The 15,613-nt window shown below is 67.7% G+C and carries 15 protein-coding genes; 6 read left to right on the forward strand and 9 right to left on the reverse strand.

Going from position 1 to position 15,613, the window contains the following annotated elements; genetic code table 11:
* Positions 1-5: 5 nt before the first annotated feature.
* Positions 6-998, reverse strand: coding sequence for a porphobilinogen synthase (hemB, locus tag ABD727_RS05365; protein WP_344706348.1), 993 nt, complete (start codon positions 996-998; stop codon positions 6-8).
* 47 nt (positions 999-1,045) lie between these two features.
* On the opposite strand from hemB, the gene ABD727_RS05370 reads away from it, so the two are divergent.
* Positions 1,046-1,957 (forward strand): diacylglycerol/lipid kinase family protein, encoded by a 912-nt coding sequence (locus ABD727_RS05370; RefSeq protein WP_344706349.1) that lies wholly within the window; start codon positions 1,046-1,048, stop codon positions 1,955-1,957.
* Between the two features lie 3 nt (positions 1,958-1,960).
* Here ABD727_RS05370 and ABD727_RS05375 read toward each other — a convergent pair whose 3' ends face one another.
* From ABD727_RS05375 to ABD727_RS05395, 5 genes are read right to left on the reverse strand one after another with little or no spacing between them, the layout of a single operon-like run.
* A complete protein-coding gene (locus ABD727_RS05375) occupies positions 1,961-3,400 on the reverse strand; it encodes an MATE family efflux transporter (protein WP_344706350.1) in 1,440 nt (479 codons plus the stop codon).
* Between the two features lie 26 nt (positions 3,401-3,426).
* Entirely contained in the window at positions 3,427-5,097 is a 1,671-nt protein-coding gene (locus ABD727_RS05380; protein ID WP_344706351.1) for a GMC family oxidoreductase, read from the reverse strand.
* 14 nt (positions 5,098-5,111) lie between these two features.
* A complete protein-coding gene (locus ABD727_RS05385) occupies positions 5,112-6,044 on the reverse strand; it encodes an alpha/beta fold hydrolase (RefSeq protein WP_344706352.1) in 933 nt (310 codons plus the stop codon).
* Complete coding sequence (locus ABD727_RS05390; protein WP_344706353.1) at positions 6,041-6,856, reverse strand: SDR family NAD(P)-dependent oxidoreductase; 816 nt, start codon at positions 6,854-6,856, stop codon at positions 6,041-6,043. Before ABD727_RS05390 ends, ABD727_RS05385 begins: the two co-directional genes overlap by 4 nt.
* A complete protein-coding gene (locus ABD727_RS05395) occupies positions 6,853-8,367 on the reverse strand; it encodes a flavin-containing monooxygenase (RefSeq protein WP_344706354.1) in 1,515 nt (504 codons plus the stop codon). The genes ABD727_RS05390 and ABD727_RS05395 overlap by 4 nt, the downstream gene beginning before the upstream one ends.
* A 113-nt stretch (positions 8,368-8,480) precedes the next feature.
* On the opposite strand from ABD727_RS05395, the gene ABD727_RS05400 reads away from it, so the two are divergent.
* Positions 8,481-11,537, forward strand: coding sequence for a TonB-dependent receptor domain-containing protein (locus ABD727_RS05400; RefSeq protein WP_344706355.1), 3,057 nt, complete (start codon positions 8,481-8,483; stop codon positions 11,535-11,537).
* 52 nt (positions 11,538-11,589) lie between these two features.
* On the opposite strand, the gene ABD727_RS05405 is transcribed toward ABD727_RS05400, so the two are convergent.
* From ABD727_RS05405 to ABD727_RS05415, 3 genes are all read right to left on the reverse strand, one after another.
* Positions 11,590-12,063, reverse strand: coding sequence for an OmpA family protein (locus tag ABD727_RS05405; protein ID WP_344706356.1), 474 nt, complete (start codon positions 12,061-12,063; stop codon positions 11,590-11,592).
* A 74-nt stretch (positions 12,064-12,137) separates the two neighbouring features.
* Positions 12,138-13,025 carry an outer membrane protein gene (locus tag ABD727_RS05410; RefSeq protein ID WP_344706357.1) on the reverse strand — a complete coding sequence of 296 codons (888 nt, stop codon included), beginning with the start codon at positions 13,023-13,025 and terminating at the stop codon, positions 12,138-12,140.
* Positions 13,026-13,154: 129 nt separating this feature from the next.
* The gene (locus ABD727_RS05415) at positions 13,155-13,316 is read right to left on the reverse strand and encodes a hypothetical protein (RefSeq protein ID WP_344706358.1); all 162 of its coding nucleotides are present in this window, start codon (positions 13,314-13,316) and stop codon (positions 13,155-13,157) included.
* Between the two features lie 209 nt (positions 13,317-13,525).
* Between ABD727_RS05415 and ABD727_RS05420 the strand changes: the two genes are divergently transcribed.
* The 4 genes from ABD727_RS05420 (at position 13,526) to ABD727_RS05435 (ending at position 15,609) form a co-directional block, all read left to right on the forward strand.
* Positions 13,526-13,768, forward strand: coding sequence for a hypothetical protein (locus ABD727_RS05420; protein ID WP_344706359.1), 243 nt, complete (start codon positions 13,526-13,528; stop codon positions 13,766-13,768).
* 37 nt (positions 13,769-13,805) lie between these two features.
* Positions 13,806-14,126 (forward strand): hypothetical protein, encoded by a 321-nt coding sequence (locus ABD727_RS05425; protein ID WP_344706360.1) that lies wholly within the window; start codon positions 13,806-13,808, stop codon positions 14,124-14,126.
* A gap of 425 nt (positions 14,127-14,551) precedes the next feature.
* Positions 14,552-15,034 (forward strand): SsrA-binding protein SmpB, encoded by a 483-nt coding sequence (gene smpB / locus ABD727_RS05430; protein ID WP_344706361.1) that lies wholly within the window; start codon positions 14,552-14,554, stop codon positions 15,032-15,034.
* Positions 15,035-15,036: 2 nt separating this feature from the next.
* On the forward strand, positions 15,037-15,609 hold the full coding sequence (locus tag ABD727_RS05435) for a DUF2062 domain-containing protein (RefSeq protein ID WP_344706362.1): 573 nt from the start codon (positions 15,037-15,039) through the stop codon (positions 15,607-15,609).
* Positions 15,610-15,613: the final 4 nt, after the last annotated feature.

Genomic DNA, 15,613 nt, shown 5'->3' on the forward strand with positions numbered 1-15,613 from the left:
GCTGCTCAGCCGCCGATCAGCCGCGCGGCATCCAGCGCATGATAGGTGAGGACACCGGTCGCACCGGCCCGCTTGAACGCCAGCAATGTCTCGAGGATCAGCGCGTCGCGCTCGCCTCCGCCGGCTGCGGCCATATGCTCGATCATCGCATATTCGCCGCTCACCTGATAGGCGAAGGTCGGCACCTCGAAGCGGTTGCGGACCGCCGCCAGCACGTCGAGATAGGGCAGGCCCGGCTTGACCATCACCATGTCGGCGCCCTCGGCGAGGTCGAGCGCGACCTCGCGCATCGCCTCGGCCCCGTTTGCCGGATCCATCTGGTAACCGCGCTTGTCGCCCTTGAGCCGTCCGCCGCTTCCGACCGCGTCGCGGAACGGACCGTAGAAGGCCGAGGCATATTTGGCGGCATAGGCCATGATCGCGGTGTCGCACTTGCCCGCGCTCTCGAGCGCGGCGCGGATCGCGCCGACCCGGCCGTCCATCATGTCCGACGGCGCGACGATGTCGGCGCCGGCCTCGGCCTGGACCAGGGCTTGCTCGACCAGCAGCTTGCTGGTCTCGTCGTTGAGGACGCAGCCGCGCTGATCGATGAGGCCGTCGTGGCCGTGCGCGGTATAGGGGTCGAGCGCGACGTCGGTGAGCACGCCGATTTCCGGGCAGGCGTCCTTCACCGCCTTCACCGCGCGGCAGATGAGGTTGTCGGGATTGAGCGCCTCCTCGGCCCGCTCGGTGCGAAGGTGCCCCGGCGTATTGGGGAACAGCGCGACGCAGGGGATCCCGAGATCCCATGCCGCCTTCGCCTGCGCGCCGATCCGGTCGACGGTCCAGCGGCTGACTCCCGGAAGCGCGGCGATCGGCTCCTCGCAGCTGTCTCCGGCGCAGACGAACAGCGGAAGGATGAAGTCGCTGGGGTGGAGCCGGTGTTCGGCGAGCATCGCCCGAATCCACGGGGCGGAGCGCCCGCGGCGCAGGCGAAGGGCAGGGAAAGCAGCGGTCATCCTTCGCCTATAGGGATACGAAGCGACCAGCGGAACATTGAGGCGGCATGATCGACGATACGCTTCCGAAACAGGCCGTGCTGGTCGTGAACGCCATGAGCCGCAACGGCTCCGATGCGTTCGAACGCGCCCGGACCCTGCTCGAGGAAGCCGGGATCACCCTGCTCGCCGCGCATGCCATCACCGACCCCGAGCAGATGCAGCCGACCGTCCGGGCGGCGCTCAAGGCCGAGGTGCCGATGATCATCGTCGGAGGCGGCGACGGCTCGCTGTCCAAGACCATCGACGATTTCCTCGGTCATGAGACGATCTTCGCCCTGCTCCCGCTCGGCACCGCCAATAGCTTTTCGAAGACGCTCGGGATCGGCGCCGATCTCGAGGCGGCGGTCGACACCATCGTTCACGGGCGCAAACTGCGGATCGATCTCGGCGCGGTCGACGGCGACTACTTCGCCAATGCCGCCGCCATGGGCCTCTCGCCGATGATCGCCGAGACCGTCCCGCACAGGCTCAAGCGCTTCCTCGGAATGTTCGGCTACATGCTGTGGGCGGTGCGCGTCGCCTTCAAGTTCCGGCCCTTCCGGCTCCATGTCGACGACGGCAAGACCGTCCACAAGACCTGGGCGACCGAGGCACGGATCGCCAATGGCTCGCACCATGGCGGGATCGAGCTGGTCGAGAGCGCCTCGCTCCAGAGCGGCGAGATCGTCGTCCAGGCGGTCACTGGGCGGAGCCTGGTGGGCCTCGCCTGGAGCTGGTTCGCGACCCTCTTCAAGCTTCGCTCGCGCAACCAGACGGTGACCGAATATCGCGGCCGCGAACTGAAGCTCAAGGCGCGCCCTCCGCAGAAGATCTCGATCGACGGCGAGCTGTCGGGCCAGACCCCGGCGGTGGTCAGTGTCGCCCGCGCCGCGGTCTGGGTCGCCGCCCCGCGCGAGGAAGTGCTCAAGGCCGCCTGAGCCTCAGATCGGCGCGGTCGCGGCCTCCTCGAGATGCGCCGCGGGCGTGCCCATCTTCGCCCGTCGCCAGTGGCCCGACTTGTAGTAGGCGATCGCGAGCGTGAGATTGACCAGCGTGCTCGCCGGGAAGCTCAGCCACAGCGCATCGGGACCGATCCATCGCTGCCCGAAGTAGGCGAAGCCGAGCCGCACCGGGAGCAAGCCGATCGCGAGGATCACCAGCGGTCCGACGACGGCTCCGTTCGCGCGGACGGTTCCGAACAGCACCAGCGTCACCCCGAAGACGAGGAAGCTCCAGGTCGCGAGCCACTGGATCCGCTGCGCGATGGGGAGGGCGGGGCTGTCCTCGCCGAGGAACAGCGCCAAGGCGGGCCGGTCGAACAGGGTGAAGAGGCCGATCAGCAGCGCGGTGATCGCGAGTGTCTGGATGATCCCCGTGCGGGTGATCCGCGCCACCCGGTCCCACCGCCCGGCGCCGATATTCTGCGCGGTCATCGCGCTCACCGCCGCACCGAACGCCATCGCCGGCATCTGGATGTAGGTCCACAGCTGCATGGTGACGCCGTAGGCCGCGGTGGTGTGCACGCCCTGCGCATTGACCAGCCCGACGAGGATCAAGCTGCTGACCGAGATGACGATCATCTGCAGCCCCATCGGCAGGCCCTTGAACACCACGGTGCGAAGGCAGGCGCCCGACGGCTTGAGGTAGGACAGCTCGTGTCCGCGCAGCCGAAGCGGCAGGTCCTTGAGGTAGAGGTAGGCGAGGAGCCCGGCGAGCGCGACCCAGTTGGCGACCACGGTGGCGGTCGCCGAGCCGGCGATGCCGAGCCGCGGGAAGGGCCCGATGCCCGAGATGAAGAGCGGGTTGAGCCCGCTGTCGATCAGCACCGACAGTCCCATGAACCACAGGGGCGTCAGGCTGTCGCCGCTCCCCCGCAGCGACATCATCAGCATCACCAGCAGGATCGCCGGCGGCATCCCGAGGAAGATGATGCGCAGATAGTCGTCGGCCAGCGGCACCGCCTCGGGCGGGGTTCCGAGCAGCCGCAGGATCGATGGCGAGAGGAACCAGCCGACCACCGCCACCGCGGTCCCGAGCATGGCGAAGAAGCCGAAGGCGGTTCCGAACGCCCGCCGGGCAGCCTCGGTGTCGCGGCGCCCGAACGCCTGCGCGATCAGGATCGAGGCCGCCATCGAGAAGCCGAAGGTGAAGGCGGTCAGCACGAACACCGTCATGTTGGCGTTGGCGGTCGCCGCCAGCGCGTCCTCGCCGATCAGCCGCCCGACCCAGGCCGAATTGATCGAGCCGTTCAGCGACTGAAGGATCGAAGACCCGAGCGTCGGCAGGGCGAAGGCGAGCAGGGTGGTCCCGATCGGCCCCTGGGTAAGGTCGCGGCGGTTGGGGCTTGCTCTGGTCGGGGTCTCGGCTTCGCGGTCGGCCATGGGGTCCTTGGAAGTGGCGGGCCGCTCTAGCTCGCGCCTGGCGAGAGAACCGTCCGCCCGCGGATGAGGTCCGCGGCTTTCTCCGCAATCATGATCGTCGGCGCATTGGTGTTGCCGCTGACCAGCCGCGGCATGACAGAGGCATCGACCACCCGCAGGCCCTCGACCCCGACCACCCGGAGCTCGGGATCGACCACCGCGCGGTCGTGCGTGCCCATCGCGCAGGTCCCGACCGGATGGTAGATGGTGGTCCCCATCTGCCGGGCGAAGGCGAGCAGCTCGTCGGCGGTGCGCACCTCGGCACCGGGGTTGGTCTCGTGATCGACGAAGGAGGCGAGCGGCTCGGTCGCGGCCAGCCGCCGGCCCCATTCGAGCCCGGCGACGATCACCTCGCGGTCGAGCGGATCGGCGAGATAGTTGGGCCGGATCGCCGGATGCTCGGCCGAATCGGCCGAGCGCAGGTGCACCGAGCCGCGCGACTCCGGGCGAAGCTGGCACGGCGCGATCGTCAGGCCGGGCTCCTTCTCCAGCTCCATCTTCTGCTCGTTGGCGAGCTTGTCGGCGTCCATCGTCGCCGGAAGCACATGATATTGGAGGTCGGGTCCGGCCAGATCGGGCCGCGAGCGGGTGAACAGGGCGACATGCGCAGCCGACAGCGTCAGCAGCCCACGCTTGCCCAGGACGTAGCGGCCAAGCTCGCGCAGCAGCCTCGGCACCCGCGCAAGCTCGTTGACCGAGATCGTCCCCTTCTTCAGCCGGTAGGTGAGCCCGACCACGAAATGGTCCTGGAGGTTCTCGCCAACCCCGGCACTGGCATGGACGAGCGGAATACCGAGCCCGGCCAGCAAGGCGGGATCGCCGATCCCCGACAGCTCGAGCAGCTGGGGCGAGTTGATTGCCCCGCCGCAGAGGATCACCTCGCGGCTCGCCCGCACCGTGAGCGTCTCGCCGCCATGCGCATAGGCGACTCCGACCGCGCGCCTGCCCTCGAACAGCACCCGCCGCGCCAGCGCCCGGGTGACGACTCGAAGGTTCGGCCGCCCCATCGCCGGATGCAGGTAGGCGACTGCCGCCGACTGCCTCTTGCCTTCCTTGATGTTGACCTGGAACCAGCTCGCGCCCTCCTGCTCGGGCCCGTTCAGGTCGCGCTTCGGAAGTCCCAGCGCCGCCGCCGCCTCGATCGCCGCCTCGCTGACCGGATGGCTGTCGGCGGGGTCTCCGACGTGGAGCGGTCCGCCGACCGCATGGAGTTCGCATTCGCCCCGCGCCTGGTGCTGCGCGCGACGGAAGTAGGGTAGTACCTCGTCCCAGCTCCAGCCCTCGCAGCCCATCTGCCGCCAGCCGTCATAATCCGCCCGCTGTCCGCGCACGTAGAGCATCGCGTTGATGCTCGACGATCCGCCAAGCACCTTGCCGCGCGGCCAGACGTGCTGGCGCCCGTCGGTGCCGGGGTCGGCCTCGGTCTGGTAGAGCCAGTTGACCTTGGGATCCTTCAGCGTCTGCGAATAGCCGATCGGCACCTGGATCCACAGGTTGGAGAGGAACTGGCCCTTCTCCTTGCCGGGCCGGTCGTCGCCACCGGCTTCGAGCAGCACCACCCGCACCGACGGATGCTCGCTCAGCCGCGCGGCTAGCACGCAGCCGGCCGAGCCTGCACCGACGATCACATAATCCGCCGCAAGCTCGTCCCCCGCCATCGCCTTGGCTCCTCTCAGTTGGGAAGCACGCTCCTGACCCACAGCGCTGTTTCGAGCGGCTGGGTGAAGGGCAGCATGTGCCCACCCTCGACCAGGGTCAGCCGCGCCCCCGGGATCTCGCCCGCGGTCTTTTCACCGTGCACCGCCGGGTCGAGCAGATTGTCGTCGCGTCCGTAGAGGATGGCGACCGGCAGCTTGAGCGAGCCATAGCGCTCGACCATCGCGTCGGCGTCGATCTGCGCCAGCTGGAGGTCGCCGCAGGCCGCCTCGATGTTTCCCGGCCGCAGTGCCAGCGCGCCGCCGCCGGCGACCAGATAGTCGGCCGGAACGGGCTCGGGCTTGAACACCTCGCGCAGCACCTTGTCGCGGGTCGCCATTCCGAGCGGCACCGCGACCGTGCGTGATACCAGTCCGGTCAGCGAGAGCGGGACCATCAACCCGCGGAACACCTCGGGCACGTCGACCACCGGCTGGGTCGCGGGAGCGATCAGCGCAAGGCCGCCGACCTTGTCCGGATGGCGCATCGCGACGTGCAGGCTGAGCGCCCCGCCGAGCGAGTGGCCGACCAGCAGCGGCTTCTCCAGCTCCATCGTGTCGATCAGTGCTGCGATCGCGTCGGCCTGGTCGGTGAGGTGCTGCGACCCGCCAGGAAGAACCGGCGAATAGCCCGAGCCCGGCCGGTCGACCCGGATCACCCGATGGTCCTTGGCGAGCTCGTCGACCATCTCCTGCGCGAAGCTCCGAAGCTGTGCGCCGAGGCCGTGGATCAGCAGCAGCGGCCGGCCGTGGCCCTGCTCGGTGACATGCAGCAGATAGGGACCGGCCTCGACGATCCGGCCGTCCATCGGAACCAGCCGCTCGGCCTTGCGCGCGGTTTGTCGGCTGTAGACGCCCGCGCCGAGCAGCCCCGCCGCCACCGCAACCCCCGCGATTGCCCAGTTCCTCATGCCATGCTCCGCTTCAGGATGTTCCAGTAGCCGACGGGGAGCAGCCGTTCGACCAGCGCCGCGATCCGCGCATCGCCGCCGACGAGGACCCGCGGCCGCTCGCCCTCGATGCCTGCAGCGATGATCTCGCCGGCCTTGACGGGGCTCATCCGCAGGAACTTCTGGAAGCGATCCTTCTCGCTCTCGATCTGGGCGGCTTCCTCGTTGGTGACGTGCCGAGGCGGGCGCGCGTTCTTCGCGATCGAGGTGTTGATTCCGCCCGGATGGACTACCGTAACGCCGACATTCGAACCGGCTTCCTCAAGCTCGCGGCGAAGCGATTCCGAAAAGCCGCGGACCGCGAACTTGGCTGCCGAATAGGCGGTCTGGCCGGGCGGGGCGATCAGCCCGAACAGGCTGGAAACGTTGACGATGCGCGCCTGGTCGCTGGTCTTGAGCTGCGGCAGGAAGGCGCGGGTCAGCCGGACGACGGCATGGAAGTTGACCTCCATCAGCCAGTCGAAATCGGCTTCGTCGACCTGCTCGAAGGTGCCTCCAATCGCCACCCCGGCATTGTTGACGAGGACGTCGATCCGGCCATGCGAGTCGAGCACCGCCTGCGGCAGCGCAAGGCAGGCGGCGCGGTCGGTGACGTCGAGTTTGTGCGTCGTCACCTTGACCGAGCGGATCATCGCCTTGGTCTCGGCCAGCCCGTCGGTGTTGATGTCGGCGAGCGCGAGATGGCAGCCGCGCCGCGACAAGGCGAGCGCCAGGCCACGACCGATGCCGCTGCCCGCGCCGGTCACCACTGCGACCCGTTCCATCAGGTTCATGCCGGTTCTCCGACCAGGGTGGGGGAGGGCGGCACCCGCTCACGCGTTCCTTCGAACCGCATCACGCCATCCTCCACCTTGCCGTAGCGAAGCAGCGCAAGGTCGGCGACATAGTTCTGGTGCAGCTTCCACGGCGCTCGGTCGCCCTGCACCGGAAGGATGTCCTTGGCCCGCTGCACATAGCCCGAGGTGAAATCGAGGAAGGCCTGCGGCTTCACCTCGGAGTCGGGCTCGGGCACGGCGATGCTCCGGCCGCTGACCTTGAGGTGGTTGAGCAGGCGGCAGAGGTAATAAGAGGAGAGGTCCGCCTTCAGCGTCCACGAGGCGTTGGTGTAGCCGAAGCTGTAGCTGAGGTTGGGCACGCCCGCGAACATCATGCCCTTGTAGGTCATCGCGCCGCTGAGCTTGCGGGGCGCACCGTCGACGGTGACCGCGATGTCGCTCATCAATTGCAGCTTGAGCCCGGTGGCGGCGACGATGACGTCGGCCTCGAGCATGCGCCCGCTCTTCAGCCTGATGCCTTCGGGCACGAACTCGTCGACATGGTCGGTGACGACCTCGACCTGCCCAGCGCGGATCGCGGCGAACAGGTCGGCGTCGGGCACCAGGCACATGCGCTGGTCCCACGGATTGTAACTCGGCGTGAAGTGCGTCCCGATCTCGTAGTCGGGTGGAAGCTCCTTCATCAGCCCCTTGCGGATCATCTTCTTCATGACCGCCGGACGACGCCTTGAAAGCTGGAAGAAGGCCATCTGCATCAGCACGTTGCGCCAGCGCACCAGCCCGTAGCTGGCCCTGTCGCCGAACAGACCGCGGAGCCCGTTGGCGACTTTGTCGATCGCGGGGCGACTGACCATGTAGGTCGGCGAGCGCTGCAGCATGGTGACGTGCGCCGCTCCCGCCTTGGCCATCTCGGGGACGATCGTCACCGCGGTCGCGCCGCTTCCGATGACGATCACCCGCTTGCCGCGATAGTCGAGGTCCTCGGGCCAGAACTGCGCATGGAAGAAGGTGCCGGCGAAGCGCTCCTTGCCGGCGAAGTCGGGCATGTGCGCGGTCGAGTAGTCGTAATAGCCGGTGCCCATGTGGAGCCAGCGACAGGTCAGCGTGCGGCGTTCGCCGCCGGCTTGCACCTCCACCGTCCAGCGTGCCGTCGTCCGGTCGAACGCGGCCGCGACGACCTTGTGGCCGAAGCGGATGTGGCGGCGCAGGTTGTGCTTGTCGGCGACCTTGTTGACGTAGGCGAGGATCGATGGACCGTCGGCAATCGCCTTGTCGCTCGTCCACGGCTCGAAGCTGTAGCCGAGCGTGTACATGTCGCTGTCCGAGCGGATCCCGGGATAGCGGAACAGGTCCCAGGTCCCGCCTATCGCGTCGCGTGCCTCGAGGATCGCGAAGCTTCGATCCGGGCAGTAGGTGCGGACGTGCCAGGCGGTGCCGATCCCCGACAGGCCGGCGCCGACGATCAGCACATCGACATCGACATCGGCGGTGCGGGCGGGGCTGCTCATCGTCGCTTCCATGCTGCGCTTGACAGGCCGCCTGAAGCAAGCGGAAACTCGACACCGCTGAAGCGTGCGTCCGCGCTGTTCTCGCGGGTGCCCGCCTGAGGGGGGAAACCATGATGAACCGTTCGCGCCTGCTGCTCGCCGGAACTTCGCTTGCAGTCCTGACACTTGCCGTTCCCGCCGCCGCGCAGACGGTACCCGAGCCCGCCCCCGCGCCGGCTCCCAACCCATCGGGTGACGCGCAGAGCGGCACCACCCAGAGTGCGGAGCCCGACAGCAACGGCGACATCGTCGTCACCGCCCAGCGCCGGGCCGAGTCGCTGCAATCGGTGCCGATCTCGGTCTCGGCTTTTTCCGGTGAGGCGCTCGAGCGGCAGCAGATCCAGAATGCGACCGACCTCCAGCTGTCGCTTCCGAACGTCACCTTCACCAAGACCAACTTCACCTCGTCGAGCTTCACCATCCGCGGCATCGGCGACCTGTGTGTCGGCTTCAGCTGCGACCGCGCGACCGGCATCCACCTCAACGACATGCCGCTGGTCGAGAACCGCCTGTTCGAGACCGAATATTTCGACCTCGAGCGGGTCGAGGTGCTGCGCGGGCCGCAGGGCACCCTGTTCGGCCGCAACGCGACCTCGGGCGTGGTCAACTTCATCACCGCCCGCCCGTCGCTCGAGCGGATCGGGGCTAGCGCCAACGCCGAGATCGGCAACTACAATTCGAAGCGCCTGACCGGCATGGTCAACGTCCCCCTCGCGCCGTGGGCGGCGGTGCGCGTCGCCGGCTATTCGCTCAAGCGGAGCGGCTATACCCGCAACCTGTTCGACGACAGCCGGATCGACGGGCGTGACATCTACGCGCTGCGTGGAACGCTGCGGCTGCGCCCGTCGGCCAGAACCACGCTCGACCTCATCGGCTACGTCTTCCGCGAGGATGACGACCGCAGCCGTGTGCAGAAGCAGCTCTGCGCTCGCGACAGCACCGCGATCCTCGGCTGCCGCCCCGACAAGCTCGCGTTCGAGACCGTCAACGGCAATTCGACGCTCGCCGGAATCCTCTCTTCGCAGCAGGTATTCGCAAGTGCGACACCGGCCGCGCTGACCTCGGCGCTGGCGCTCTACGGAATCACTCCCGCCGCTCTCGGCCTGACCAACATCTACGGCGCCGATCCGTTCTTCGGGCAGGTGGTGAATCCCGACGACCTGCGCACCGTGAACACCGACTTCAACCCGACCTATCGCGCGTCCGAGAACATCTTCATGGGCCGGCTCGAACAGGAGCTCGGCGACCAGTTCAGCCTGACCGTCACCGGCGGCCTGTCGCGCAGCAAGGTCGACAGCCGGACCGACTATACGCTGTCGGCGGGCCAGTCGGCGGCGGGCAACTCCGGCCTCCAGGCGCTCGCCGCCGCCGCGGCCATTCCCGGCGCGCTGTTTCCCGGCGGCTCCAACCCGTTCGCGGTCGCGGCGCAGCGGCTGATTCCCAACGGACCCAACGGAACCGTCTGCACCTCGGAAACCAACCTCCAGTACAGCGGGATTTTCGGCGGCAACGTCAACCGCTGCACCTTGGCCGGCACCGAATATGACCGGTCGCAGAGCGAGTATCGACAGAAGTCGATCGAGGCCCATCTCGACAGCAACTTCGACGGGCCGTTCAACTTCATTCTCGGCGGCATCTACACCGACGGCCGCTTCCGCAATTCCAACTATTATGTCGCCTCCTACGGGCTCGACTATGCCGCGGGCATCCTCGGCGCGATCAGCACCATCGGCCAGCGCTTCGCCGGCAACGCCGCCTTCCCGCAGGTCTATCTCGCGCCGCCCTTCTTCAACTCCGAAGTGCGCGACTTCCGCCTCAAGAGCACCGGCCTGTTCGGCGACGCCACCTTCGAAGTGAACGACCGGCTGAAGTTCACCGCGGGCCTGCGCTGGAGCCGCGACAAGAAGAGCCAGGTCGCGCGCGCGCCGCTCCTCGCTTTCCCGGCGGTCGTCGGAGTGGCGGACGCGAACAGCTCGCCCTTCCTCCTCAGCTACGATGCCGATCCCCGCACCGCCGGGCCGCAGGCCTATGCCGAGGACAGCGTCCGCTTCTCGCGCCTGACCGGCCGCGCGGTGGTCGATTATCAGGTCGGCCGAAACAGCCTCCTCTATGCCTCCTACTCGCGCGGCTACAAGGCGGGCGGGATCAACCCGCCGATCGACCCGCGCTTCGCGGTCTCGCCGACCTTCGCGCCTGAATCGATCAACGCCTACGAGATCGGGTCCAAGAACACGCTGCTCGACGGGCTGCTCCGGATGAACGCATCGGCCTTCTGGTACGACTACAAGGGCCTCCAGCTCAGCCGGATTGTCGGCCGTACCAGCGTCAACGACAATACCGACGCGAGCATCTACGGGGTCGAGCTCGAGGGCCTGCTGCGCCCGACCCGCGACTTCCAGCTCAACTTCTCCGCCTCCTACCTCAAGAGCAAGATCAAGGGGCTGAGCCTGGTCGACCCGCACGATCCGTCGGGCGGCCGGTCGGACGTGGTCATCATCAAGGACCTCAGCGACGCCTCCAACTGCGCGGTCATCCCGGTGACGACGCTTCCGCCGGGCACCGCCGCGGCGTTCGTCGGGGCGGTCAACGGGAGCGTCGGGCTTGGTGCTCCGGTCCCGGTTCCGGGCACCAGCGCGACCGGCGCCTTCTCCTCCTGCGCCTCGCTCGCGGCGACCGCCGCCAACCCGCCCGCCGCCCTTCGCGCCGCCTTCGGAGTGCCGACCGGCCCCTTGCCGTTCACCGTCTCGACCGGGGTCGATCAGGACCTCTCGGGCAACGAACTGCCGCAATCGCCGCGGTGGAAGCTGGCGGCGGGCGCGCAATATACGATCCGCGTCGGTAGCGGCGGAGCGACGATCGTCCCGCGCGCCGACATCGCCTACACCGGCCGCTACTATGCGCGCAGCTTCAACAAGCCGATCGACCGGATCGACGCCTTCACCGTGGTCAATGCACAGATCCAGTACAATGCGCCGGGCGAGCGCTGGAACGTCCGCGCCTTCGTCCAGAACCTGACCGGGAACGACGCCATCACCGGCCTCTACACCGGCGACCAGTCGTCGGGTCTCTACACCAACGCCTTCACCCTCGAGCCGCGCCGCTATGGCCTCTCCGCGGGCGTGAAGTTCTGAATTCCTCCGGGAAAAGCAGGGGCCCGGCTCTTCGTCGCCGGGCCCTGCTTTTCTAGCGGGCAGGAGACCGCGCGTACGGCGTGCCGACGGTGCCCTGGTCGATCCCCGGTCCCGGGCGGATGAAGATTTCTACCCGGCGGTTCTGGATTTCACGAACGCCGGCCGGGGTGGGCACCAGCAGGTCGCCAGGCTCACCGGCGCGCAGCAGGATTGCCGAGCCCGGAACGCCCTTCGTGACCAGCGCGTCGGCGACCGCCCGGGCGCGCCGCAGCGAAATCCGGCGATTGCCCTCGGCGCTCCCGGTCGCGTCGCTGTATCCGGTCACGATCACCCAATGTCCCGGTCGCGCCGCAACCCTTGCGGCATCGTCGATCGCCGGTTCCCAGTCGCGCCGTACCTCCTCGCTGCCGCTGTCGAAGAAGATCATCGCGGGGCAGGGCAGGCTGGCCTCGATCCAGCCCTGCTTGCCCGGACAATTCTTGATCGGCGGGAGGGACGTGGCGGCGAGCAGGGCGGCGATCAGCATGGGAGCCTCTCTAGCAGATAAGGAAAGGGCCGGGGAGACGTGCCCCCCGGCCCTTGTCCGTCATCGTTCCAGCCTCAGCCGCGCACGGGAGCGGGCGGCGGGGGCGGGGGCGCCGGCGGCGGCACCGGGCAGACGTCGGTCGCCAGCACGACCGAGCCGTCCGGGCAGGTCTGCGTCGCCGGCGGCGGAGGCGGCGGGGCCGGAGCCGGCATCGGCAGCGGCGGGGGAGGCGGCGGCGGCGCCGGCTCGGCGAAATTGTAGATGATGCTGAACAGCAGGCTGTGCGACTTGAAGCGGCCCGCGCGTGCGTCATAGGTCACGCCGCCGGTGTTCAGCTCGTCGATGATGTTGTCGAAGTCGAGCTTGCTCGAGCGGAAGTAGCGATACTTGACCCCCACATCGAGCTGCGGGGTGATGGCGTAGCGGACGCCCGCGATCGCCTGCAGCGCCAGGCCGCTGTCCTTGCCCTCGATGTCGTAGGTCGCGGAGTCGGGCGCGATGTTGTTCATCTTGACCCGCGCCCAGCCGACGCCCGGACCGGCGTAGAAGCTGACGCCGTCATCGTTGCCGAAGTCGAGCAGCAGGTTGGCCATCGCCGAGGTCACGCCGACGTTGCCGCCCGCATCGGTGGTGGTGACGAGCCCGTTCGGGGCCGAGCGGAGCCCGATCTCGTCGAGCGAGGCGCGCTTGTAGCCGAGTTCGCCTTCGGCGCGGATGAGGCCGAAGTCGTAACCGAGGATCAGGTCGAGATCGAGGCCGGGCTTCTTGAAGTCCATCTGCGCGCCGTCGGCGATCACGGTGGTCCCGATCGGTGCCGTGGTGCGGATGACGGTCAGCTCATGGTCGAGGCCCTTAGCCCACAGGGCGCCGGCTTCGGCACCGAAATAGCCGCTGCCGTCGCGGGCCGCGGCCGGCGATGCCAGCAGCGTCACTGCGGCACAGCCAAGAAGGATCTTGCGCATGCGTGTTGAGCTCCCCTGTTTCGCCCCGGACTCCGGCGACGGCGCCACGGGATCGGCGACTTTATGTCAGATAAGTGCCGTTAATGCCAGAAGCGGAACGAAATCTTAACGAAGCGAACCTGGCGGCAACTAGGCGGCGCTTGCGGCTTCCTCGAGCGCGGAAGCGGCCCGAGCGGCGAACTGGAGGGCGAGCCGAGCATGCCATTCGCGGGCGGCGGCGGTGATGGCGCGCTGTGCGGCGGTCCGCTCTTCGGCGGCCCGACGGGCATAATAGCGCTGGTTCGACTCCATCACTCCGCTCCGTTCTTTTCAAGAGAAGCAGGAGCAAGGATTGAGCCCCAAAAGTGGAGGAAGGGTTAATATCCACATCGTCCCGGGCTGGAACAAACCGTGGCAAAGGGGTGACAGGGGCCGCTCCAAAGCGGATCGTCGACGAAACCGAACGACTCGACGCTCGTTACACAGGCAAAAGAAAATAAATTGCTTGAGGGGACAGCCCGATGCTGACTTCAGTTCATACGCCCAAGGCCTTCAATCCCGCCCTTCGCGGCTACCATGCCGTCTATCGCGAAGATGCCGTCAACCATTGCCCCGGCTGCGGCCGTACGCACTGGCTGATCGGGCGCATGCTGGCCGAGTGCGGCTTCTGCGGCACCGCTCTCCCCCTCTCGGAAAGCTACGCCCGGAGCGCGTCGACCACGCTGATCCGGCACGGAACGCGCGTCCTCAACCGCGCTGCCTGATCTACCAAAAGTCTCCGCCTTCTGCTAAGAAGAAGGCATGGGGCGCGGACTGCTGATCGCCTTGGCCTTGTGGAGCACACCCGGGCCGTTCACGCTGGTGAACGGGACCGGTGGCCCGCTCGGTGCCCTGTCCATCCGCATGACCAACGAAAAGGGCGCCTGGCGTCCGCTCGGCCCTGGGCTGGCGGCCGGCGCGCGCGCGCTGGAGACTTCGCCGGGCGGCGAGGATTGCGCCTTCGACATTCGCGCCGAAAGCGCTGGGAAGACCCTCGTCTGGACCGCCGTCAATCTTTGCGACGTGCGGGTCGTGACCTTGAGCCGGGGACGGGACGGGACCCTCTGGGTCGATTACGACTGAGGGCCCGGCGGCGGAGCCGCGCATTCGCCCGACCATTGCCGGCAACCGCCAACTCTGGCTGCGGCGCAGTCGCGTCGAGCAGCTTGGCGCCGGCGACGAACACCACCGCGGTGCAGATGACGAAGAACATCCAGCCGATCGCGCCCGGGTACATCTCCATGTAATGCCTGCCGCGCTCGACCGCTCCCAGCGCGATCGCCCAGGTCACGGCCCAGGCCTCCCAGCGGGTGCGGATGGTGAACAGGCGGCCAAGCCGCGCCAGACGAGATGAATTTGCCATCGTCATGGTTAAGCAACGGGTGTGCCAATGGCCGAGTTCCGCCATTCTTCCGTTAAGGATGGAGGTTAAATGTCAATTAACCCGACTCTTCGCGGTTTTGCGGGCTTTCGTGGCGGGGGCGCAGCGCTTAAGTGACGGCGAGACAATGTCCCAGCCGCCCAGTCCCGAGTTCGACAAGAAGAAGATCGTCGCCGAGAACCGGCGCGTGCGCTTCGACTATTTCATCGAGGAAAAGTTCGAGGCCGGGATCGCGCTCCAGGGCACCGAGGTGAAGGCGCTTCGGGCGGGCGAGGGCTCGATCGCCGAAAGCTACGCCACGGTCGAGGGCGAAGAAGTGGTGCTGATCAACAGCCACATCCCCGAATATGCCCATGGCAGCTACATGAACCATGAGCCGCGGCGGAAGCGCCACCTGCTTCTCCGCAAGCGCCAGATCGGCAAGCTGATGGGCGCGATCAACCGCCAGGGCCTGACCCTCGTACCCCTGTCCATCTACTTCAACGGCAAGGGCAAGGCGAAGGTCGAACTGGCGCTGGCCCGAGGCAAGAAGGTCCACGACAAGCGCGACACGATCAAGGAACGCGACTGGAAGCGCGAGCAGCAGCGCCTGATGAAGAACCGGGGCTGAGGATGACCTCGCGCCCGGGCTTCTTTCAGCGTCTCGCGGACAAGGCGACCCCGTCGCGCGAGGAGGTGCTGGACAGCCCCTGGCTCAAGCCGTTCGGCAAGCGCGTTCGCCAGTCGGACCTGTGGCGCTTCACTCGCCGCTCGGTTCCGCGCGGGGTGTTCGCCGGGCTGTTCGTCGGAATCTTCCTGATGATCCCGGGCCTCCAGATCGTCGGCGCCGCGATGCTTTCGATCCCGCTTCGCGCCAACATCCCCATCGCCGCGGCAATGACCTTCCTCAGCAATCCCGCGACCACGCCCTTCTTCCTGATCGCCGCCATCGCGCTCGGCAACAAGCTCGGCTTCCATGCCGACCTCGCAGCCTTCGAGGCGCTCTATTCGAGCGGCGCGGGAGTCTCCCGCTGGCTCGACTGGCTCCTGTCCGACGCCGCCCCGGCACTCATCACCGGCCTCTTCCTCATTGCCGCGGTCTGTTCGTTCGTCGGCTATGGCGTGTCGATTGTCGTCTGGCGCTGGTGGGTCAGCCGCAAATGGCGCAGGCGGGTGCATTCGAATCTGTTCCGTCGTCACTCCTGAACGA

Source organism: Sphingomonas swuensis, from assembly GCF_039538045.1.
Classification (GTDB): domain Bacteria; phylum Pseudomonadota; class Alphaproteobacteria; order Sphingomonadales; family Sphingomonadaceae; genus Sphingomicrobium; species Sphingomicrobium swuense.